The organism is Bradyrhizobium daqingense (assembly GCF_021044685.1).
Taxonomy (GTDB): domain Bacteria; phylum Pseudomonadota; class Alphaproteobacteria; order Rhizobiales; family Xanthobacteraceae; genus Bradyrhizobium; species Bradyrhizobium daqingense.
In genome coordinates, this window is sequence record NZ_CP088014.1 from 2325507 (window position 1) to 2347073 (window position 21567).

The window sequence follows — 21567 nt, forward strand, 5'->3', positions numbered from 1 at the left end:
GTTCAAGAACTATTGAACATTGCAATCGCGTCGCTATGATTCCCGGACCATGAGCCGCACACCGCACCATCCCACCCGCGAGCAGATCGAGCTGCCGATGGTCCTGGATTGCCTGAGCGATCCGATCCGTCTGGCGATCGTCTACCAGCTCGCCCAGCAGGAACGTGTCAGCAGCGAACTCCGCTGCAGCGACTTCAGCGCGCTCAGCGGCAAGTCCAACCTCGCCTATCACTTCGCCAAGCTGCGCGAATGCGGCTTGATGCAGACGCGCATCGCCGGCACCAATCGCTTCATGCGGCTGCGACGAGAGGATATGGAGGCGCGTTTCCCGGGCTTGCTCGATGCGGTGCTCAGCTCCGCAGCCAAGGATGCCGACCGGCTTCCGCTCGTGTCCGGCTGCGACTTGATCGACGTTGACCGAAAATGAGACGGTTGCGCGCTGCTTGGCGGCCAGTCCGTCTACGCTTGCGCTTCGCTTAAGCTACGCCGGACACGCTTCGTCCCTGTGGACCTTGCGTGGCAGGGGCGAAGCGTGGAGACCCGGCCTGGATTTGAACCAGGATGTAGAGCGTTGCACCGCCCTCGCGTAGACGCTTCCGCCACCGGGCCGGGACGATCATTACCGATCGGGAACGGGCGAGGCCACCTCCGCTAGCACTTATGCTTAATAAACCAGAGGTGGTCGTGCGATGAAAGTCATACGCCAGCGATTGTGGCCGATATTGGTGTGAGCGCGCTGGACCGCGAACCCGGCCGCGGTCAGCTTGGCGGTGATTTCCTCCTCGCTGTAGCGCTGGAGCCCGATCCGCGTGCGCAGCTGGCGATAATCCGACAGCGCGGTGCTGATCAGTCCGACCAGCGCGTCTTTCAGGAAGCCGTGCCGCAGGCCGAAGCTGAGCAGCGCCATCACGTCCCTGACCATGCCGACATTCGGCTGCAGGACATCGCCGAGCACCAGCTTGCCGGAGGGCCTCAGGATACGGCGGATGTTGAGGAGGGCGCCATCCAGCTCCTCCGGCGTCATGTATTGCGCGACCGAGTTCATCACGACGAGATCGATCGACTGGTCCTGCATCTTGCGGACGTCGTCGAGCGAGCGGACGCGGATCTTCGTGTTCGGAGCGAAACGCGCGATCAGGCGGCCGCGCACCCCGGGGGCGGGCTCGGCCAGGATGAGCTTGCCGCAGGCGGCTGCCACCTGGCCCGCCGACAGCGCCTCGCCGCAGGCATAGTCCAGCACCACTGCCTCGGGCGAGGGGATATAGCCGATGATGTCCCGCGCGATGATCTGGAAGTGCAAGCCGCGATGCAGCTTGCTGACATAGATCGTATGCGTGGAGTCGTAATAATCGATCCAATCGTCCATGGTATCCCGACCCAACGGTTCCTATCTAGGAACCGGGCTGCCCGCCTTGCGTTAGGGGTGCGGCGGCGCGCCGTCAATGTCCGCGTCTAACAGGAAGGTCCCCCGTGAGCAAAACCAACAACAAGGTCTCGCCCGATCTCGACACCCCCACCGATCTGTCGCCCGATGGGGTCAAGAAGGTCTCGGAGGCGCTCAACGTGCTTCTGGCCGACGCGTTCGCGCTGTATCTGAAGACCAAGAATTTCCACTGGCACATCAGCGGCCGTCACTTCCGCGACTACCATCTGCTGCTCGACGAGCAGTCCGACCAGATCTTCGCCACCACGGACCAGCTCGCCGAGCGCGTCCGCAAGATCGGCGGCACCACGCTGAAATCGATCGGCCAGGTCGCCAAGCTTCAGACCATCAAGGACAACAACGAGGACTACGTCCCGCCGCGCGAGATGCTGCGCGAGCTGATGCAGGACAACAAGCATGTCGCCGCGGCGATGCGCAAAGCGCACGACGTGTGTGACGAGGCCGGCGACGTCGCCAGCGCCAGCATCCTGGAAAACTTCATCGACGAGACCGAGCGCCGCACCTGGTTCCTGTTCGAAGCGACACGGCAGGAAGGCAGCAACGCGGCGTAGGGCACGGTGCGGTAGGGTGGGCAAAGGCGCGCGCTTCGGGCGCTGCCCACCATCTATCTGTACGGCTCAAATTGCTCGGTGGGCACGCTTGCGCTTTGCCCACCCTACGGCACTGCCTTCATGGCGACCGCCACAACCGCATCAATGCCCCATCCTTCCCGGTCACGGGATCGGCTGGGGGCAGCGCGACTTGCCGAATCGTCTTCAGCGCCTTGGCGTGGTTCTCGGCCGTCGCCCGCGTGATCTCCATCTTCGCGCCCGGTGGATAGGCACCGATCACGCAGAAATCCTCGCTCGCCTTGATGCATTGATGGCCGGTGCCCGCGGGAAGGATCGCGACGTCGCCGGCCTTGATCTGAAGCTCCTGGCCGTGATCGCCGCCAAAGCGGACCCGCGCATTTCCGCGCGCGACGCCGAGCACTTCGTGCACCGTCGCATGATAGTGCAGATAGTCGTAGACGCCGTTGCGCCACGTGCCGCCCCAGCCGTTGGCTTCGAACAGGTTTTCGATCGTCTCTTCGGGACGCTTGGGATCGAGCGTCACCGCGCCCTGATAGACCAGGAACGGAAGGATGTTGTTCGGCACGAGCCCGTCATCCTCGAACACGATGGCGAGCGGCTCGGCCTTGTCGCGGACGACGGGCATGGATGGGCTCCGGCTGCGAACGGCAGCGGGACAACATTCTAGCTTGTGGAGGTGTTCCTCAAGACCCGTGTCCCGAACGCGCTGCAGCGTGTAGCGCTGCTGCGCAGAGCCGGGACCCAGAATGCTGCGAGCTATGGGCCCCGGTTCAGCAGCGCATCACGCCGCAAAGAGCGGCGCCTAAAGCGCGTTCACGCGCGTCTTCGACGCGCTATGGCACTGCGCCCGGGGTACGAGAGCCGTAGCGCACCTTACGCGCTCTTCTTCTGCCGCATCAGCTCGGCAAAGCGCTGGAACAGATAGTGCGAATCGCGCGGACCCGGCGAGGCCTCGGGGTGGTATTGCACCGAGAACACCGGCCTGCCGTCGAGCTGGATGCCGCAATTGGAGCCGTCGAACAGCGAGATGTGGGTCTGGGTCGCGCCCTTCGGCAGCGTGGTCTCGTCCACGGCAAAGCCGTGGTTCATCGAGGTGATCTCAACCTTGCCGGTAGTCTCGTCCTTCACCGGATGGTTGGCGCCGTGGTGGCCCTGATGCATCTTCTTGGTCTTGGCGCCGACGGCGAGGCCGAGCATCTGGTGACCGAGGCAGATGCCGAAGGTCGGAGTGCCCGACTTGATCACGTCCCGAATGACGGGCACGGCATATTTGCCTGTGGCGGCCGGATCGCCCGGACCGTTCGACAGGAACACGCCGTCCGGATTCATCGCCAGAATGTCTTCCGACGAGGTCGTCGCCGGCACCACCGTCACCTTGCAGCCGACGCCGGCGAGCAGGCGCAGGATGTTGCGCTTGATGCCGTAGTCGATGGCGACGACGTTGAACTCCGGCTTCTCCTGACGGCCAAAGCCGTTGTCCCACAGCCAGGGCGTCTCGTCCCAGGTGAAGCGCTGGCCGCTCGTGACCATCGGCACCAAGTCCATGCCTTCGAGGCCCGGCCATTCGCGCGCCTCTTCCTTGAGGCCGTGCAGGTCGAACTCGCCATTTTTGGAATGCGCGATCACGGCATTGGGCATGCCCTTGGAGCGGATCAGCGCGGTCAGCGCGCGGGTGTCGATGCCGGAGAGGCCGATGATGCCGCGCGCCCTCAGCCACTGGTCGAGATGCTTGGTGGCGCGGTAATTCGAGGGATCGGTGATCGCGGTGCGCAGGATCACGCCGCGCGCGCCGGGCGTTGCGGCCATGTTCACCGTCTCGATGTCTTCATCGTTGGTGCCGACATTGCCGATATGCGGGAAGGTGAAGGTGATGAGCTGCCCAGCATAGGATGGATCGGTCAGGATCTCCTCATAGCCGGTCATCGCGGTGTTGAAGCAGACCTCGCCGACGGCGTGGCCTTCGGCGCCGAGACCGAAACCTTCGAGCACCGTGCCATCGGCAAGCACGAGGAGCGCGGTCGGTTTGTGGTCCGGCCAGGCGGGATCGTTGTCATGTTGTGTCATGAGCGCGTTTCATAGTCCCGGCGAAGGCTGCCGTCAAAGCGGGAAAGGCCCGATTCACATGCGTTTTTGCATAATTGACGGGCGGCTTCAGGCGCTTGGGCCGGAACCGGCAATTTTGAGCCATTTCAACCTCCGGCAAGGAAACAATGAACCGGCGGCCGCTCCGGTATGGCCTCTTGCCCGTGAACGGCTTAGATCAGGCCCGACAGATCGAGAGGATCCCGACATGCTGCGCGACGACATCAACAATGCGGTCAAGGAGGCCATGAAGGCCAAGGACGAGCGCAAGCTGTCCACGCTGCGCATGGTCAACTCGACCATCAAGAATGCCGACATCGACGCCCGCGGCAGCGGTAAGCCGCCGCTGTCGGACGCCGACCTGCTGGCGGTGCTGCAAAAGATGATCAAGCAGCGCCAGGAGGCGGTCGAGCTCTACGACAAGGGCGGACGTGCCGAGCTCGCCGCCCAGGAGCGCGAGGAGATCGCGGTGATCTCGGCTTATTTGCCGAAGCAGATGGCGGAGGACGAGGTGAAGAAGGCGATCTCTGAGGCCATCGCCGAAACCGGCGCGGCCGGCATCAAGGACATGGGCAAGGTGATCGGCGTGCTGAAGACGAAGTACGCGGGACAGATGGATTTCGGCAAGGCGTCAGGTCTCGTGAAGGCGGCGCTGTCAGGCTAGGTCGTCCTTCCGCGGCGACGCGAAGCGTCGAGTCCGGAATCTGTTGGGGCGCCGATCCCGCAGCGAAATGGATTCCGGGTTCGCGCTACGCGCGCCCCGGAATGACAACAAGAACAAGGGGAGGCCGCCGATGACCGCCATCAGACCGTTCCGCATCGCCATCAGCGATGACGTCCTCGCCGACCTCAAGTCGCGCCTCGCCCGCACGCGCTGGCCGGAGGCGGAGCTGGTGGACGACTGGAGCCAGGGCGCGCCGCTGAAGTGGATCCGGGAGATCTGCGCCTACTGGGCCAGCGATTACGACTGGCGGGCGCGCGAAGCAAAGCTGAACCGCTTCGAGCAGTTCACCACCGGGATCGACGGGCTCGACATCCATTTCATTCATGCGCGTTCGAAAGAGGCAAACGCGCTGCCGCTGATCATCACTCATGGCTGGCCGGGCTCGATCGTCGAATTCCAGAAGGTGATCGCGCCGCTCACCGATCCCGCCGCGCATGGCGGAAATCCCGCGGATGCGTTTCACGTCATCTGCCCGTCACTGCCGGGCTTCGGCTTCTCCGCCAAGCCGAAGACGACCGGCTGGGGTGTCGACCGCATCGCCGCGACCTGGGCGAAGCTGATGGAGCGCCTCGGTTATGCGCGCTACGGCGCGCAGGGCGGCGATTGGGGCTCGGCGGTGACGACTTCGCTGGGCGCACAGGATGCCGCGCATTGCGCCGGCATCCACATCACGCTGTCCTTCAATGCGCCGCCGCGCATCGAAGGCGAGCCGACGGCGGAGGAGAAGCGCGCGCTCGCCGGCCTCAAGCATTATGTCGATCTCGATTCCGGCTATTCCAAGCAGCAGTCGACCCGGCCGCAGACGCTCGGCTATGGCCTCACGGATTCGCCGAGCGGGCAGGCCGCCTGGATCCTGGAGAAGTTCTGGGCCTGGACCGATTGCAACGGACATCCCGAGAACATCTTCAGCAAGGACGAGCTGCTCGACAACGTCATGCTGTACTGGACGACGGAGACGGCGACCTCCTCCGCGCGGCTCTATTGGGAGAGCTTCGGCAAGCGCCGGACGACGCCGGTCGTGAAGGTGCCTACGGGCGTAGCCGCATTCCCCAAGGAGATCATCACGCCGGTGCGGCGCTGGATGGAGCCGAACTTCCCCAACATCACCCATTGGAGCGACATGGAGAAGGGCGGGCACTTTGCCGCCTTCGAGCAGCCGGAGCTGTTCGTGCGCGACGTCAGGAAGTTCTTTGCGACGCTGCGGTGACTCTCTCCGCCGTCATGCCCGGGCTTGTCCCGGGCAACCACGTCTTTAAACTGCCGGCGAAGCAAGAAGAACGTGGATGGCCGGGCCTCTGATCGCGAAGACGCGCTTCGCGCTTTTGCCCGGCCATAACGCCGATCCCGGGAAACGACCATGCTGACCGAAGCCGCAACCTATGACGAGCTCTATCGCAATTTCCGTTGGGACATCCCCGCACGCTTCAACATGGCGCAGGCGTGCTGCGACCGCCATGCCGACGGCACGGGCCGGCTCGCACTGATCTACGTCGACGAGAACGGCGCGACGTCGCGCACCTCCTTCGACGAGATCGCCGAGATGTCGCGCCGCTTCGCCAACGTGCTGAAGGCGGATGGCCTCGTTCGCGGCGACCGCGTCGCGGTGTTCCTGTCGCAGTCGCTGGAATTGCCGATTGCGCACATGGCCGCGTTCCGCTCCGGCCTGATCTCGATCCCGCTGTTTGCGCTGTTTGGCGAGGACGCGCTGGAATTCCGTTTGTCGAATTCGCAGGCAAGGGCCATCATCACTGATGAGGCGGGCTGGGAGAAGCTCACCAGAATCCGCGAACGGCTGCCTTATTTGCAGGACATCTACATCACGAGCGGCGCCGTCCATGCCGGCGCAAAGCCGTTCTGGCCGGCGATCGAAACCGCGTCCGAGGACTTTACGACCGTCGACACCTCGGCCGACGATCCCGCGCTGATCATCTACACCTCGGGCACGACGGGCAATCCCAAGGGCGCCCTGCATGCGCATCGCGTCGTGCTCGGGCATCTGCCGAACGTGGAGATGTGCCACAACTTCCTGCCGCGGCCTGGCGACCTGATGTGGACGCCGGCGGACTGGGCCTGGATCGGCGGCCTCGTCAACGGCCTCCTGGCGTTCTGGTATCACGGCATTCCCCTGGTCGGCCATCGCGCGCGCAAGTTCGAGCCGCAGGCGGCGATGCAGATGATGGCCGATCTCGGCGTCCGCAACGTCTTCCTGCCGCCGACCGCGCTGAAGCTGATGCGGCAGGCCGGTGTGAAGCATTCCGGCGTCAAGCTGCGCAGCATCTTCACGGGCGGTGAATCGCTCGGCGGCGAACTGCTCGGCTGGGTGCGCGAGACTTTCGGCATCGACGCCCACGAAGTGTTCGGCCAGACCGAGTGCAATCTCGTGATCGGCAGCAATTCGAACCTGTTTCCGATCCGCCCCGGCGCGATGGGCAAGGCGACACCGGGCTTCGACGTCCGCATCGTCGACGACAAGGGCGAGGAGCAGAAGCGCGGTCAGCGCGGCATTATCGGCGTGCGCCAACCGTGCCCCGTCACGATGCTGGAATATTGGCACAACCCGGAAGCGACGGCGAAGAAATATGCCGGCGAATTCCTGCTCACCGGCGATCTCGGCGTACAAGATGAGGACGGCTATTTCTGGTATGTCAGCCGCGAAGACGACGTGATCACCACCGCCGGCTATCGCGTCGGCCCGTCCGAGATCGAGCACACGCTGATGAAACATCCGTCGGTGGCGATGGCGGCGGTGGTCGGCATTCCCGATCCGATCCGCACCGAATCGATCAAGGCCTGGATCGTGCTGCGTCCCGGCTTCACCGGCAGCGACGCGCTCGCGCGCGAGATCCAGGAGTTCGTCAAGGTGCAGCTCGCCGCCCACGAATATCCTCGCTTCGTGGCGTTCGCGGAGACGTTGCCGATGACCGCCACCGGCAAGGTGCTGCGGCGCGAACTGCGGGCCAAGGGCTAGCGTCCGACCATGGCAAAGACCTCTCAAGCCGCGGGGCTTCACCGCGCCTCGTTGACGAAGCTGCACGATCTCGATGCGGCGCTGGAGCTGATGTATTACGGCTGGCGCGGCATGACGCTGGAGGCCGACGCCTATCTTGCCAAGCAAGGCCTGTCGCGTCCGCACCACCGCATCCTCTACGTGGTGGCACGCCGGCCCGACATCGCGATCGGCGCGCTGATCGAGGTCCTCGGCATCTCCAAGCAAGCCCTCAACCGGCCACTCAATTTGCTCTTGGAGCGCAAGCTGCTGACGTCGAAGCGTTCGCCCGAGCAGCACCGTTCGAAGTTGCTGCGCCTGACGGAAGCGGGGCGACGCATCGAGCAAAGGGCGTCGGACCACGAACGCAAGGTGCTGCGCGAGGCGTTCGACCGCGTCGGGGCGTCGGGCGCGTCCGCATGGATGGGCGTGATGGAGGCGATCGCCGACAACAACTGACGAATTCTCAAGTCAATCTAGTTGACATGAGGAGCGCGGTTTGCCACTTTCCCGGCCAACGAGCCAGGGAGGGCCGTGTCATGACTGGACAGGCAATGAATCGCGCGTCCGCCAAACCCTTCGTCGCGGCATGGTGCGCGAGCTGGCGCAAGGTGGATATCGACGCCGTCGTCGCGCATTTCGCCGACGATGCGCAGATGCGGAGTCCTCTTGCTCTCACGCTGACGGGTTCTCCCACGGTCGCCGGCGCCGAGAACATCCGTGCCTATTGGCGGAAAGCCTATGGCCACATCGAAAGCGCCGACCTGAAGATCCTTAGCTGGAGCTTTGACGATACCATCGCGCGGCTGACGGTGTGGTGGCAGCTGGGCGACACGCGCGCGAGCGAATTCATGGATTTCGACGATGCGGGCCGTGTGGTCCGCAGTGAAGCCTTTTACGGAAAATGAGCATGCGCCTTTCGGATATCGTTCTGCTTCTCAACACGCTCTGGTTCGTCGGCGCCTTCATCCAGTTCAGCATCGCGCAAACCAACACACTGAAGATCCTGCTGCCACGCGAAGAGCGCAGCAATCCGATCGCGCCGACCCTGGCCGCCAGCGTGGCGTTCCTGGGCGGGATGAACCTGCCGATCGGACTGTTGTCGTTCTACCTCATGGTCGCGCGTCCGTCCTTCTTCCAGCCGATCGAGGCACAACTCGCGCTGTTCCTGTTCTTCGCCGGCTGCCACTTCAGCCAGTTCGTCTACAACGTTCCGGTCTTGATGCGGGGAGGGCGCGTCGGCGTGGCGTACTGGCCGGTGCTGAAGGGCCCGATGCTCAGGATCTTCGTCATCGATGCGGCTCTGTTCGCGGCCAATCTCGCTGCGGCGCTTCTGCTCACCTTGCGGGCCTGACGCAGCTCGCATCTCAAGTGAAGTCGCAGCGGTATTTTCCGACCGCCCAACTCGCGCGTGCAAGGACCGCAGGGGCGCGCTAACATCAGCCGGCCAACGCGCGGCGAAGATCGCGCGAGGGAGGGTGCTGATGTCCATCTCGGGCAAGGTCGATCCGGTGGTGCGTCCCATCGCGGCGACCGACATCGCCGAGGCGCTGGTCGAGGGTCTGCGCGATTTCCAGGCGCTGCCGCTCTACGGCCTCTGCTTCGGCGCGCTCTATGCCGCCGGCGGCATCGCCATCATGCTCTGCCTCACCGCTTTCGGCATGGTCTACCTCGTCTATCCCCTGGCCGCCGGTTTCGCCCTGATCGGGCCCTTCGTCGCGATCGGTCTTTATGAGGTCAGCCGCCGCCGCGAGCGCGGCGAGCCCGTGTCCTTCGGCGCGATCTGGTCAGCGGTGCGCTCGCGCAGCGAGATCGGCTGGATGGCGTTCGTGACGCTGTTCGTGTTCGTGGTCTGGATGTACCAGGTGCGCCTCCTGATCGCGCTGCTGCTCGGCCTCAGTGCCTCGTTCTCGAGCTTGCAGGAATTCATGACGGTGGTGCTGACCACCAATGAGGGCCTATTGTTCCTCGGCATCGGCAACGCGGTCGGCGCCGTGCTGTCGCTGATCCTGTTCTCGCTGACCGTGGTCTCGTTTCCGCTGCTGCTCGACCGCGACGTCGATTTCGTCACGGCCACGGTGACGAGCGTGCGTGCGGTGGTGACAAGCCCGCTGCCGATGATCGGCTGGGCCGCAGTGATCGTGATGCTGCTGATCGTCTCGGCGCTGCCTTACTTTCTCGGACTGGTCGTGACGCTGCCGGTGCTGGGGCATGCGACCTGGCATCTCTATCGGCGGCTGGTGGTGCCGGTCCCCTAGTCGTCCTGGCGAAAGCCAGCGCCCGTAGGGTGGGCAAAGCGAAGCGTGCCCACCGTGTCTGTTGCTGTGCATGGGGTGTGGTGGGCACGGCGCAAGTGCGCCTTTGCCCACCCTACGGTACTGGTCCCGGACCACGGCTGAGGCGTTGCCTACGGCACCTTGATCCCCATCGCCTTCAGCGCATCGAGCATCCGCTGCGGCGGGCCCACCTTGACGACCAGCGGCTGGCCTGTCTCGAGTAGGCTCTTGAGGCTGGACAGGATTGCCGGCCAGCCGGAGCGTCCGCCGGCAAGGATATCGTCGCTGAGCGGGCGGTCATGGCCTTCGCTCATGGTGAGCCGCACCGCGTCGCCAACCTGTTCGATCTCGTAGGTGACGAGCGTCGGTCCCAGCTTCTCGATCAGCGCGGGCCAGTTGACGTTGAACGTGACCGCGAGCTTTCGCGGCGGGTCGTAGGCGAGAACCTCGCCGCTGATGTGAACCGCGCCGTCCGGCGTGCGCACGGTGAAGGCCCCGCCGAGCCGCGGCTCGACCTCGACGGCATTGCCGAAGAAATATTGCCGGCTGAATTCCGCCGAGGTCAGCGCCTGCCATACCTTCTCCGGCGTGGAGGCGATGTAGATGGTGTAGACGGTCAGCGGCTTGAATTGGTCGATGGTCATCGCACAAATCCTTCGATGCCGAGCGCAGCCTGTTTGGTCTCGATATAGCTCACGTAGATGAACTCCGGCTTACTCATCGCGCTTCTCCAACTGACGTTTCAGCTCGCTGAGCGCAGCGAGCTTGCCGCGCTCGAATTTCTTGATCCACCGTTCGCCGATCTGATGGATCGGCACGGGGTTGAGATAGTGCAGCTTCTCGCGGCCATGCCTGATGGCGGTGACGAGGTTGGCTTCTTCGAGAATGACAAGGTGCTTGGTCACGGCCTGGCGCGTCATCGCCAGGCCGTCGCAGAGCTCGTTCAGGGGCTGGCCGTTCCTGGCGTGAAGCCTGTCGAGCAGCGACCGTCGCGACGCATCGGCGAGCGCTTTGAAGACCTCATCCATGGCGGTGAGAATAGGCAACCAAATAGTTGCATGTCAAGCGTGGCTTGAGAAATCTTGTTTTGGTCGTGCGCAATCAGCCGTGTTAGCGTTCAGGCTCAGCCAACGCAGATTGGTTTCGGGAGGACTTCATGCTTCGTTGCGTCCTGACTGCTGCCTGCCTCGTCTTTCTTGCCGGCAGCACGGCCGTTCACGCCCAGAAGCAGCAGGTGATCGGCGCGGCGCCGGAAGCGTCCAACATGAAGCTCATTGGCATGAACGACCTTCAGGGACGCAGCGCCTATCAGCCGACCATCCATCACCAGGGCGATCGCTGGATCGCCTATATCGGCCATCACGGCGGTACCGACGACGTGCCCGCGCCCGTCAATCCGATGACGGGCATGGCCGAGCCGAACGGCACCTCCATCGTCGACGTCACCGAACCCGCGCGTCCCAAATATCTGCGGCACCTGCCGGGGCAGGAGGGCAAATACGAATCCGGCGGCGCACAGATGGTGCGGGTCTGCGACGGCAGGACGCTGCCGAAGGGCGATCCGAATGCCGTCTACATGCTGCGGACCTTCGGCGGCGAGGCGCACGAGATCTGGAACGTCACGGATCCCGCCAGCCCCGTGCTCCTCACCCGCATCGGCGGCTTGAAGGACACGCACAAGAGCTGGTGGGAGTGCGACACCGGCATCGCCTTCCTCGTCTCGGGCGCACCGAACTGGCGCACGCGGCGCATGACGCAAGTCTATGATCTCTCCGATCCCGCACGTCCGCAGAAGATTCGCGATTTCGGCCTGCCAGGACAGGAGCCCGGTTCGACCGGCGCGGTGCCGACCGAGCTGCACGGGCCGATCTCGACCGGGCCGGACGGCAACCGTGTCTATTTCGGCTACGGCACCAACAAAGGCGGCATCCTGCAGATCGTCGACCGCGAGAAGCTCTTGAGCGGGCCGAAGGAGCCGACGCCGGACAATCTGCGCTATCCCCAGATTGCGCGCATGCCGATGTCCGCCTTCAATGGAGCGCACACGACGTTCCCGATGCTCGACATGCCCATCGCGGAATTTTCCGAGGACAAGGACGGCAAGACCCGCGACATCGTCATGATCGTGAACGAAGCGATCCTGAACGAATGCGGCGAAGCGCGGCAGATGGTCTGGTTCGCCGACGTGACCACCGAGACGCGTCCGATGATGATCTCGAGCTACACCGTGCCGGAGGCGAGCGGGCAGTTCTGCCAGCGCGGCGGCCGCTTCGGCGCGCATTCCTCCAATGAGAGCATGGCGCCGATCTATTACAAGAAGATGGCCTTCATCGCCTTCTTCAATGCCGGCGTGCGCGCGCTCGACATCCGCGATCCCTATCACCCCAAGGAGGTCGGCTATTTCATTCCGTCGATCACCGCTGCGACCGACAAGCGCTGCATTCCGATCGAAGGCGGCGAGCGCTGCAAGGTCGTGATCCAGACCAACAATGTCGAGACCGACGACCGCGGCTACATCTACGTCGTCGATCGTGCCAACACCGGCCTGCATGTTCTCGAGCTGACGGGACCGGCGCGCGGGGTCGCCGGCCTGCCGAAGAACTGACGATGCGCTGCGCGGTCGAACCCGGCGAGATGCGCGGCCATAGCGGCGCTGGACGGGCAATGAGCGTCATGCATTAATGCGCACAAACCGCAGCTGAGTCCTCCCCATGATGTCCATGCAAGCCTATCTCGCCTTCGTCGCCGCCTGCATTGCGCTGGCGCTGCTTCCGGGGCCGATCGTCACCCTCGTCATCGCCAACGGCCTGCGCCACGGCACCCGCGCAGCCCTCATCAACGTTGCCGGCGCGCAAGCAGGCCTTGCCATCGTCATCGGCATCGTCGCGGTCGGCCTGACCTCGCTGATGGCGACTATGGGCTACTGGTTCGACTGGGTGCGCTTTGCCGGCGCTGCTTACCTGATCTGGCTCGGCATCAGGCTGGTCTGGGCGCCGGTCGAGGGCGTCGATGTCGACGCACCGCCTCCGCCGCCGCGCGGCGGCTTCTTCCTGCAGGGCTTTCTGGTGCTGCTGTCGAACCCGAAGGTGCTGGTCTTCTTCGGCGCCTTCATTCCGCAATTCATGGACATGAACCAGCCGCACTTTCCGCAAGTCGCGCTGCTGGGTGCCACCTTCATGGTCACAGCCGTCGTGACGGATGCGCTCTACGCCATCGCCGCCGGCCGCGCCCGAAAATTCTTCTCGGCGCGCCGCACGCGCATGATGTCCCGCATCTCCGGTGGCTTCATGATCGGCGGCGGCATCTGGCTGGCCCTGACCCGGGCGAAGTGACGGTTACAGCAGCAGCTGCGCCTTCAGCTCCACCTCGATCTCGGCAAGGATCCGCGCCAGCCGCTCGGCCCATTGCTGCTGGCCGGACTGGTCGGCGATGAGATCCTGGCGGATCTCGATGCCGGTGTTGACGAGGCCGCGCGCCTCGCCGTGCACGGGGATGGTGTAGTCGGTGAGGTCGCTCACCGCATAGGGCTCGTTGTCGCCGACGACGAGATCGCTTTCGCTCCGAAGATGTTTGAGCAGCAGCTGCGGCAGCACGGTGTCGCGGTTGTACAGCGCGCCGATGTGCCAGGGCCGCGCCACCCCGGCATAGACCGGCGTGAAGCTGTGCAGCGACACCAGCACGGTCGGCCGCTCGTCGCGTAGGCGGCGGCTGATCGCGGCGTCGATGCGATCGTGATAAGGCGCGAAGATCTCGCGCCGCCGCGCCTCGCGCTCGCTCGCCGAGATTCCTTCGTTGCGCGGGATCGCGGTGGCTTCGGAGATGACCGGGATCGAGCTCACCGCGGCGGGCGGGCGGTTGCAGTCGATCACCAGCCGCGAATAGCGCTGCGCGATCAGATGCGCGTCGAGCAGCTTTGCGAGCCGCTCGGCGACGCCGGCGATGCCGATGTCCCAGGCGATATGCCTGACCAGCTCGCTTTCGGCGACGCCGAGGTCCCCGAGCGCGCGCGGCAGCGCCCGTCCATAATGGTCCGACGTGAGCAGGAAAGGCGATTGGCCGCCGACGCTGACCTCATGGACCGGATGAACCTCGTCCGCGCCGAGCAGTTGTGAGAGCGCGTCAGTTGCGTCGAAATCCATGCGCGGTTGCCTGTCGAAGCAGCATTGTGGGCCTGATCTATCAGGCTATAGAGCATGCGACTTCAAAGCACTACTTGCGAAGACGGCTTGAATGAGCGCCCGGTCGCGGGATAACAAGTCCCATGATCACCGACCGTCTCTTCGTCTACGGCACCCTGATGCGCGGCTTCGACCATCCGATGGCGCGGCTGCTCGCGTCTCATGCGGATTTCCTGGGCGAGGCGAGCTGCCGCGGCCGGCTGTTCCTCATCAAGCATTATCCGGGACTGCTGCTGTCGGACGCGCCGTCCGAGATCGTGCACGGCGAGCTGTTTCACATGCGCCTGGCCGACGAATTGCTGCGCGAGCTCGACATGTATGAGGCCTGCGGCGAGGGTTTTCCGGAGCCGACCGAATATCTGCGCCGGCTGATCGACGTGACACTGGCGGACGGGACCGTCGGCAAGGCCTGGACCTACATCTACAACTGGCCGGTCACCGATCTGCCGATCATCGAGTCCGGCCGCTTCCTGGAGCATTAAGCCGACAGCACTTCCTTCACCACGCGCACGTCGACCTCGCGCTCGACGTAAGTCCACTCCTCGGACCGCCGCAGCATCGCCACCAGTTCCTCGAACAGCGAGGCATGCGCAGGCGAGAATTCGAACCAGGTCAGGAAGTCGAAGGGGCCGCCGAGGTCGCGGCAATGGTAGAGCTGCCGCGCGATCGCGGGCAGATAGCGCAGGCTGCTGGCGATGTGATGCGATCTGTCCTCGAAGATCTTGCGGCGCTCTTCCTGCGTCAGCTCCCACCAGGCCGGCGACTTGCGGATCGGGATCAGCGCCGCGGAGGTTGCCTCGAGCCGGCCGAGGCCGGCCTGCACGGCGACGAGCTGCTGCTTCTCGGGCCGCTCGGTGTAACGCAGGCTGCTCGCAACGCCGACCAGCCGCCACGCATTGCGCGAGGGTACCAGCGGCAACGAGACGGCCTCGCTGTCGGTCACCGACAGCGCCGGCACGAAGGGCAGGGACTCGCCCGTCACGGGCGAAAGCGAGGTCACCCGCCAGCCCCCGCTGTGGCCGCCTCGAAAGGTCCTGAACATGGGCGTATGGAAGCGTGGAACCGGGCGCGGTTCAAGTGGCTCGTCATTCCGGGGCGATGCGCAGCATCGAACCCGGAATCTCGAGATTCCGGGTTCGCCCTGTGGGCGCCCCGGAATGACGGGAGCTGCGGCCTGTGAACAGCGCGCATAATCCCGACAAACCTGACTTTTAGGCCCGTCGTCCCTATATCCCTGATCCTTCGCCCGACTCAAACGCTCGGCTAAACTCACCTCATGCGCTTCACGCCCCAGTTCCTCGACGAGCTTCGTGCCCGGCTTTCGGTCTCCGAGGTCGTGGGCAAGCGCGTCAAGCTGAAGAAGGCCGGGCGGGAGTGGAAGGGGCTGTCCCCGTTCCAGCAGGAGAAGACGCCGTCCTTCTACGTCAACGACCAGAAGGGCTTTTACCACGACTTCTCCTCCGGCAAGCATGGCGACATCATCACCTTCGTGATGGAGACCGACGGTGTGCCGTTCGCGGAGGCCGTGGAGCGGCTCGCCAACATGGCGGGCCTGCCGCTGCCGGCGGTGACGCCGGATGCGGCGCGGCACGAGCAGCGCCGCCGCACCCTGCATGACGTCATGGATCTCGCTGCGAAGTTTTTCGCGGAGACACTGGCCTCGCGGCTCGGCGCCAAAGCGCGCGGCTACCTCGCCGACCGCGCCATCTCGCCGGCGACGCAATTGCAATTCCGCCTCGGCTATGCCCCACCCGATCGCTTCGCGCTGAAGGAGCATCTCGGCAAGCTCGGCATCTCTGTCGAGGACATGGTCGAGACCGGCCTGTTGATCGGCGGCGACGACATCCCCGTGCCCTATGACCGCTTCCGCGATCGCGTGATGTTTCCGATCACGGATTTGCGCGGCCGCGTCATCGCCTTCGGCGGCCGCGCGCTGGAGAAGGACGTCCCGGCCAAATATCTGAACTCGCCGGAGACGCCGCTCTTCCACAAGGGCGACAATCTCTACAACCACCAGACCGCGCGCGCCGCATCCCACAACGGCGCGCCGCTGATCGTGGTCGAAGGCTATGTCGACGTCATCGCCATGGTCACCGCGGGCTTTGCGGGCAGCGTCGCGCCGCTCGGCACCGCGCTCACCGAGAGCCAGCTCGCGTTGCTCTGGAAGATGGCGGACGAGCCGATCCTCTGCTTCGACGGCGACCGCGCCGGTCAGAAGGCGGCGTATCGCGCCGCCGACCTCGCGCTGCCCTTCCTCGCACCGGGCAAGAGCCTGCGCTTCGCGCTGCTGCCGGAGGGGCAGGACCCCGACGATCTCGTCCGCTCCGGCGGGCGCGGCGCGATCGAGGAGGTGATCGGAGCTGCACGTCCGCTCGCCGACATGATCTGGTCGCGCGAGCTCGAAGGCGGCAATTTCGCCACGCCCGAGCGCCGTGCCGCGCTTGAGGCGCGCATCAAGGAGCTGTCCAACGGCATCCGCGACGAGGTGGTGCGGCGCTATTATCGCGACGATTTCGCCGATCGGCTGCAGCGCGCGTTCGCTCCCGAGGGCGGGCGCGGCTTTGGCGGCCGGGGCAATTTCCGCCAGGGTGGCGGTCGCCCCTTCCAGCCGCGGGGCGGGATGGGCGCGAATCGATTCGGCGGCCAAGGTTTTGGCGGCGGCTTTGGCGGAGGCCGCCGCGGCGCCCCCGGTTCCATCCCGCTGCCATCCGGCCCCTATCAGGCCGCCAGTCCGCAGCTGGCGGCCAGCCCGATCATGCGGGGCCAGCGCAGCGCCATCTCCCGCCGGGAGGCCCTGATCCTGCAAAGCCTGATCAACCACCCCTGGCTGTTGCATGAGCACCTCGAGGAGGTTGCCGCCCTGGAGCTGGCCCACCCCGAGGCGCATAAGCTCCGGGCCGGCATCATCGCCGCCTTCGCCAACGACCACCACCACTCGCCCGACCCCGGCGAGCAGGCCGAGAAGATGCGCAGCGATCTTGAGAAGAGTGGATTTTCACAAGTTCTTCAAAGGGTTGAGGGCGGCATCACGACCGCGGCGGTGTGGGGCGCCCGCGAGGGCGCGGCAAGGGATGACGTTCTCGCCACCTGGCATCAGCTGGTTGCCTTGCATCGGCAATGGCATTCACTACTTAGAGAGCTGAAAGACGCCGAGCTGGCCTTGGGGGAGGACCCCAGCGAGGCCAATTTGGCATGGCTGCGTGACGTCAAGGCTCGGATAGGCGAAGTCGACGGTACCGAGGCCCTCATCGAGGGTTTTGGCGAGCTGTCGGGCCGGCTCCAGAAGAGCGTGTGATGAAAGAATCATGCGGACGGCCGGGGCCGGAACCGCTAAAAGACTCGCCAAATCTTGGGTTTGGCGGCAAAAACAGGGTTAATCGAGGCTTAACGGTCTTGTAGCACTTTGGCCCAGAGGCGGCCGCAGGCAGAACAGACGCGTCAGGAATGAATCCGCGCAATCGCTGTTGGCACTACACCTGCATCCGCTGCGACAAAGAGGCTGACGAAGCGTTAGGCAATTCCGGCGAGAGAGAGTTGGGGGTGGCGAGAGACACGTGCGCCGCCCTTTCCGTGTCGAGAGCTGCCGAAGCGAGAGCGTCGAGCAACAGGTTCATGTGAATTCAGGCAGGCGCGGCGCGCGGTCTGCATTGAAGCGCGTTTAGGAGCAATGGATGGCCACCAAGGCAAAGACGCTGCAGGCGAAGGACAAGGAAAAAGACGACAAGGCAGCGGATGCGCCGGAGAAGGACTCCCAGGACGCGCCGTCTCCCTTGCTCGACCTGTCCGACGCGGCAGTCAAGAAGATGATCAAGCAGGCCAAGAAGCGCGGCTTCGTGACCTTCGATCAGCTCAACGAAGTCTTGCCGTCGGACCAGACCTCGCCCGAACAGATCGAGGACATCATGTCGATGCTCTCGGACATGGGCATCAACGTCACCGAAGCCGACGACTCGGAAGGCGAGGAAGACAAGGACGAGGGCGAGGACGAGACCGACAACGAGCTCGTCGAGGTCACCCAGAAGGCCGTCACCGAAGTCAAGAAGAGCGAGCCGGGCGAGCGCACCGACGATCCCGTGCGCATGTATCTGCGCGAGATGGGCACGGTCGAGTTGCTCTCCCGTGAAGGCGAAATCGCGATCGCCAAGCGGATCGAGGCCGGCCGCGAGGCGATGATCGCAGGGCTGTGCGAAAGCCCGCTGACGTTCCAGGCCATCATCATCTGGCGCGACGAGCTCAACGAAGGCAAGATCTTCCTCCGCGACATCATCGATCTCGAAGCGACCTATGCCGGTCCCGACGCCAAGGGCGGCATGAACAATGCGATGATCGCAGGTCCCAACGGCGAAGGCGGCGAAGCACCGGCCGAGGGCGGCGAAGCCGCGGCTTCCGCTGCTGCGCCCGCGCATGTGGCGCCGCCCGCAGCGCCCCCGTCGCCGACCCCGTTCCGCGCCGCGCAGCCGGCGCCGGGCGGCCAGGGGGGCGAGGACAAGGATCCGGGCGAGGCTGCCGCCGAAGCCGACATGGACGAGGACGATGAGTTCGAGAACCAGATGTCGCTCGCGGCCATCGAGGCCGAGCTGAAGCCGAAGGTGGTCGAGATCTTCGACAAGATCGCCGACAGCTACAAGAAGCTGCGCAAGCTTCAGGAGCAGGACATCCAGAACCAGCTCCAGAACGAGTCGCTCTCGCCGCACCAGGAGCGCAAGTACAAGAAGCTGAAGGACGAGATCATCGTCGAGGTGAAGTCGCTGCGCCTCAACCAGGCGCGTATCGACTCGCTCGTCGAGCAGCTCTACGACATCAACAAGCGCCTCGTCTCGCACGAGGGCCGCCTGATGCGCCTTGCCGACAGCCACGGCGTCGCGCGCGAGGACTTCCTCCGCAACTACACCGGCTCGGAGCTCGATCCGCGCTGGCTCAACCGCGTCTCGAAGCTTTCGGCCAAGGGCTGGAAGAATTTCGTCCATCACGAGAAGGACCGCATCAAGGATCTTCGCCACGAGGTGCATCAGCTCGCAGCGCTGACCGGCCTCGAGATTGTCGAGTTCCGCAAGATCGTGCATTCCGTGCAGAAGGGCGAGCGCGAAGCACGCCAGGCCAAGAAGGAGATGGTGGAAGCCAACCTCCGTCTGGTGATCTCGATCGCGAAGAAATACACCAACCGCGGCCTGCAATTCCTCGACCTGATCCAGGAAGGCAACATCGGCCTGATGAAGGCGGTCGACAAGTTCGAGTACCGCCGCGGCTACAAGTTCTCGACCTACGCGACGTGGTGGATCCGGCAGGCGATCACCCGCTCGATTGCGGACCAGGCGCGCACCATCCGCATCCCCGTGCACATGATCGAGACGATCAACAAGATCGTGCGCACGTCCCGCCAGATGCTCAATGAGATCGGCCGCGAGCCCACGCCTGAGGAGTTGGCCGAAAAGCTCGGCATGCCGCTGGAGAAAGTGCGAAAAGTCCTCAAGATCGCCAAGGAGCCCTTGTCGCTGGAGACGCCCGTCGGTGACGAAGAGGATTCGCATCTCGGCGATTTCATCGAGGACAAGAACGCGATCCTGCCCATCGACGCCGCGATCCAGTCCAACCTGCGCGAGACCACCACGCGCGTGCTGGCCTCGCTCACCCCGCGCGAAGAACGCGTCCTGCGCATGCGCTTCGGCATCGGCATGAACACCGACCACACGCTGGAAGAAGTCGGCCAGCAGTTCTCGGTGACGCGCGAGCGAATTCGGCAGATCGAAGCGAAGGCGCTGCGAAAGCTGAAGCATCCGTCGAGGAGCCGGAAGCTGCGGAGCTTCTTGGATAACTAAGGTAGGTGCCACACCAAGCAGAACTGAGCGGCGGCAAGGGGCCCGCCGCTGTTATTTTGGGGTGTCCTGCCCTCGAATGTTGTCGTTCAACCAAAGTGTAGTTTGCTCACACTAAACCTTTTGTTGTAGGGTAAAGCCGAATAAAGAAAGAACCACGGGGGAGCGATGCCGGAATGGATGACGCAGGCGATCACGTTTGTTGCTGGTCTATTTAGCGGAGCTACCATTGGTTCGCTCGTGACCATTAAGTTTGTGCGATCTTCGTCGGTTAATCGAAATCGAAACGTCCGTCAGTCTGGTATCACGGCCGGTCGCGATAATATTGGCGGCGACCGCATAAACAACGACTGATTCCGTCGCGGATGCTTGGCGATCGCACCACTCAGAGTGATGTTGCTGCTGGTCGTGACAACGCCGCAGGCAATATCACAAACACGAATTCAAATAATCGAACCTTCAACGTTACGCTAGGCGATGAGAGATCGCCAATCGCAGCGTGGATGGCGCTTTTGGTCCATGAGATCGAAAGCAACGAGCATGTTAGCGACTTCATCGACACCCTTCAGATGTACCATCAGAAGCATAGTTATGATGGAGTGGAGGGGCTTGAAGCGAAGCTTCTTCATTCTGGGCGGAACTCGGAGGTGTCTCTCGCGCTCCGGAAGAAGGAGTTGTTTAGCCGGCTTCTCGCGAAGTACTCGATGTTTGATTCTGCGCAGCAGATATTTGCGTACCTGCTCTCGAAGATTGAACAAGATTTTCGCTCATACGTTCTACCGAATCTCGCCAACAGCTCGTCCGGGGAGATCGATCTACTGTTTGGTCAGTATGTAATCAATCCCTGCGCGAGCGAGATAAAATCTGGCGTGTTCTGCCTAAACTCAGCAATCGCTGCCGGCATGGTGTATTGGCTAGCTGAGCAGTGCTACATCCGGTGGCATGCATGATCCATCTCTCATATCATCCCGCTTTCGATGCGTTTCATGCCATCTTTCGTTTTTTGCGCGTAACCTTCAGAACGGGCATTTCAGAGATCGAAGTCGATAAGCTTCGTATACTAGACTACTATTTGCTCTTTCCGTGGCGGGCCTCGGCTATTCGGTTGTCTCAGAAGGACCTTGAAGTCCGACGGCTTGCAAAGCGATTGGAGGAGCGGCGAGACTACGCAACTTTGCCGACGGGGGATGCCCTTCTGGAGCGGATGCGACCGTCGCAAGTCGCTGCACTCCAGACGATGGCCATGGATGGGATTGTCGATCTTGTTTCTCTGAGAGACGGCACCGTGAAGTTCAAGGCCTTTGCGCTTCCTGATGGGCTCAAGAAAAGGATCGAAGACCGGACCGCGGAAGATGTGGACGCGATGAAGATCATCGATGTTCTGAACACTTATCCCTTGTTGGGGCAGGATGGTCTGAAGGGGCGCACATCCTTGCTAGAGCATCGCTATGACAAGGTTTAAGCCTACCCTTCAAGTCCAGCGGCTTCGGGT

Annotated in this window: 23 protein-coding genes and 1 tRNA gene; 16 read left to right on the plus strand and 8 right to left on the minus strand. The window is 63.7% G+C overall.

The genetic code is table 11. From position 1 onward, the window contains the following. Nucleotides 1-49: 49 nt before the first annotated feature. Nucleotides 50-427 carry an ArsR/SmtB family transcription factor gene (locus LPJ38_RS11120; protein WP_145633180.1) on the plus strand — a complete coding sequence of 126 codons (378 nt, stop codon included), beginning with the start codon at nt 50-52 and terminating at the stop codon, nt 425-427. 106 nt (nt 428-533) lie between these two features. Here LPJ38_RS11120 and LPJ38_RS11125 read toward each other — a convergent pair. After that, nucleotides 534-609, minus strand: a tRNA-OTHER gene (locus LPJ38_RS11125). Between the two features lie 55 nt (nt 610-664). Next, on the minus strand, nt 665-1366 hold the full coding sequence (locus tag LPJ38_RS11130) for a class I SAM-dependent methyltransferase (protein WP_145633177.1): 702 nt from the start codon (nt 1364-1366) through the stop codon (nt 665-667). 104 nt (nt 1367-1470) lie between these two features. On the opposite strand from LPJ38_RS11130, the gene LPJ38_RS11135 reads away from it, so the two are divergent. After that, nucleotides 1471-1995: a Dps family protein gene (locus tag LPJ38_RS11135; protein WP_008544798.1), complete on the plus strand. Its 525-nt coding sequence runs from the start codon at nt 1471-1473 to the stop codon at nt 1993-1995. A 118-nt stretch (nt 1996-2113) separates the two neighbouring features. Here LPJ38_RS11135 and LPJ38_RS11140 read toward each other — a convergent pair whose 3' ends face one another. After that, entirely contained in the window at nt 2114-2641 is a 528-nt protein-coding gene (locus tag LPJ38_RS11140) for a cupin domain-containing protein (RefSeq protein ID WP_145633174.1), read from the minus strand. 248 nt (nt 2642-2889) lie between these two features. Next, the gene (gene carA / locus LPJ38_RS11145) at nt 2890-4080 is read right to left on the minus strand and encodes a glutamine-hydrolyzing carbamoyl-phosphate synthase small subunit (protein WP_145633171.1); all 1191 of its coding nucleotides are present in this window, start codon (nt 4078-4080) and stop codon (nt 2890-2892) included. 226 nt (nt 4081-4306) lie between these two features. Here carA and LPJ38_RS11150 point away from each other — a divergent pair, with 226 nt between their 5' ends. The 7 genes from LPJ38_RS11150 (at nt 4307) to LPJ38_RS11180 (ending at nt 10066) form a co-directional block, all read left to right on the plus strand. Further along, entirely contained in the window at nt 4307-4762 is a 456-nt protein-coding gene (locus LPJ38_RS11150; protein ID WP_145633168.1) for a GatB/YqeY domain-containing protein, read from the plus strand. Between the two features lie 130 nt (nt 4763-4892). Further along, a complete protein-coding gene (locus LPJ38_RS11155; RefSeq protein WP_145633165.1) occupies nt 4893-6029 on the plus strand; it encodes an epoxide hydrolase family protein in 1137 nt (378 codons plus the stop codon). Nucleotides 6030-6179: 150 nt separating this feature from the next. Further along, nucleotides 6180-7790, plus strand: a complete 1611-nt coding sequence (locus LPJ38_RS11160; protein ID WP_145633162.1) for an acyl-CoA synthetase — start codon at nt 6180-6182, stop codon at nt 7788-7790. A gap of 9 nt (nt 7791-7799) precedes the next feature. Then, complete coding sequence (locus LPJ38_RS11165) at nt 7800-8267, plus strand: MarR family winged helix-turn-helix transcriptional regulator (protein WP_145633159.1); 468 nt, start codon at nt 7800-7802, stop codon at nt 8265-8267. Nucleotides 8268-8419: 152 nt separating this feature from the next. Continuing rightward, nucleotides 8420-8716, plus strand: a complete 297-nt coding sequence (locus tag LPJ38_RS11170) for a nuclear transport factor 2 family protein (protein ID WP_231088609.1) — start codon at nt 8420-8422, stop codon at nt 8714-8716. A gap of 2 nt (nt 8717-8718) precedes the next feature. After that, nucleotides 8719-9162: a hypothetical protein gene (locus tag LPJ38_RS11175; RefSeq protein ID WP_145633153.1), complete on the plus strand. Its 444-nt coding sequence runs from the start codon at nt 8719-8721 to the stop codon at nt 9160-9162. A 130-nt stretch (nt 9163-9292) separates the two neighbouring features. After that, entirely contained in the window at nt 9293-10066 is a 774-nt protein-coding gene (locus LPJ38_RS11180) for a DUF2189 domain-containing protein (RefSeq protein ID WP_145633150.1), read from the plus strand. Between the two features lie 149 nt (nt 10067-10215). Here the strand turns inward: LPJ38_RS11180 and LPJ38_RS11185 are convergent, their stop codons facing one another. Both LPJ38_RS11185 and LPJ38_RS11190 read right to left on the minus strand, forming a co-directional pair. Next, nucleotides 10216-10728, minus strand: coding sequence for an SRPBCC family protein (locus LPJ38_RS11185; RefSeq protein WP_145633147.1), 513 nt, complete (start codon nt 10726-10728; stop codon nt 10216-10218). A 69-nt stretch (nt 10729-10797) separates the two neighbouring features. Further along, nucleotides 10798-11112, minus strand: coding sequence for an ArsR/SmtB family transcription factor (locus tag LPJ38_RS11190; protein ID WP_145633311.1), 315 nt, complete (start codon nt 11110-11112; stop codon nt 10798-10800). A 128-nt stretch (nt 11113-11240) separates the two neighbouring features. Between LPJ38_RS11190 and LPJ38_RS11195 the strand changes: the two genes are divergently transcribed. Together LPJ38_RS11195 and LPJ38_RS11200 are read left to right on the plus strand one after the other, a co-directional pair. After that, complete coding sequence (locus LPJ38_RS11195) at nt 11241-12689, plus strand: LVIVD repeat-containing protein (RefSeq protein WP_145633144.1); 1449 nt, start codon at nt 11241-11243, stop codon at nt 12687-12689. A 106-nt stretch (nt 12690-12795) separates the two neighbouring features. After that, entirely contained in the window at nt 12796-13416 is a 621-nt protein-coding gene (locus LPJ38_RS11200; protein ID WP_208750545.1) for a LysE family translocator, read from the plus strand. A 3-nt stretch (nt 13417-13419) separates the two neighbouring features. On the opposite strand, the gene LPJ38_RS11205 is transcribed toward LPJ38_RS11200, so the two are convergent. Further along, nucleotides 13420-14223, minus strand: coding sequence for an N-formylglutamate amidohydrolase (locus tag LPJ38_RS11205; protein ID WP_145633141.1), 804 nt, complete (start codon nt 14221-14223; stop codon nt 13420-13422). 122 nt (nt 14224-14345) lie between these two features. On the opposite strand from LPJ38_RS11205, the gene LPJ38_RS11210 reads away from it, so the two are divergent. Continuing rightward, the gene (locus LPJ38_RS11210) at nt 14346-14744 is read left to right on the plus strand and encodes a gamma-glutamylcyclotransferase family protein (RefSeq protein WP_145633137.1); all 399 of its coding nucleotides are present in this window, start codon (nt 14346-14348) and stop codon (nt 14742-14744) included. Here LPJ38_RS11210 and LPJ38_RS11215 read toward each other — a convergent pair. Beyond that, nucleotides 14741-15304, minus strand: a complete 564-nt coding sequence (locus tag LPJ38_RS11215) for a chlorite dismutase family protein (RefSeq protein ID WP_145633132.1) — start codon at nt 15302-15304, stop codon at nt 14741-14743. The two genes, LPJ38_RS11210 and LPJ38_RS11215, sit on opposite strands and share 4 nt — an antisense overlap. A gap of 234 nt (nt 15305-15538) precedes the next feature. Between LPJ38_RS11215 and dnaG the strand changes: the two genes are divergently transcribed. The 4 genes from dnaG (at nt 15539) to LPJ38_RS11235 (ending at nt 21537) form a co-directional block, all read left to right on the plus strand. Beyond that, nucleotides 15539-17557 carry a DNA primase gene (gene dnaG / locus LPJ38_RS11220; protein WP_145633130.1) on the plus strand — a complete coding sequence of 673 codons (2019 nt, stop codon included), beginning with the start codon at nt 15539-15541 and terminating at the stop codon, nt 17555-17557. Nucleotides 17558-17933: 376 nt separating this feature from the next. Further along, nucleotides 17934-20078, plus strand: a complete 2145-nt coding sequence (gene rpoD / locus LPJ38_RS11225) for an RNA polymerase sigma factor RpoD (protein ID WP_145633127.1) — start codon at nt 17934-17936, stop codon at nt 20076-20078. Between the two features lie 362 nt (nt 20079-20440). Beyond that, nucleotides 20441-21025: an ABC-three component system protein gene (locus tag LPJ38_RS11230; RefSeq protein ID WP_145633124.1), complete on the plus strand. Its 585-nt coding sequence runs from the start codon at nt 20441-20443 to the stop codon at nt 21023-21025. Further along, complete coding sequence (locus tag LPJ38_RS11235; RefSeq protein ID WP_145633122.1) at nt 21022-21537, plus strand: ABC-three component system middle component 5; 516 nt, start codon at nt 21022-21024, stop codon at nt 21535-21537. The genes LPJ38_RS11230 and LPJ38_RS11235 overlap by 4 nt, the downstream gene beginning before the upstream one ends. Nucleotides 21538-21567 lie beyond the last annotated feature (30 nt).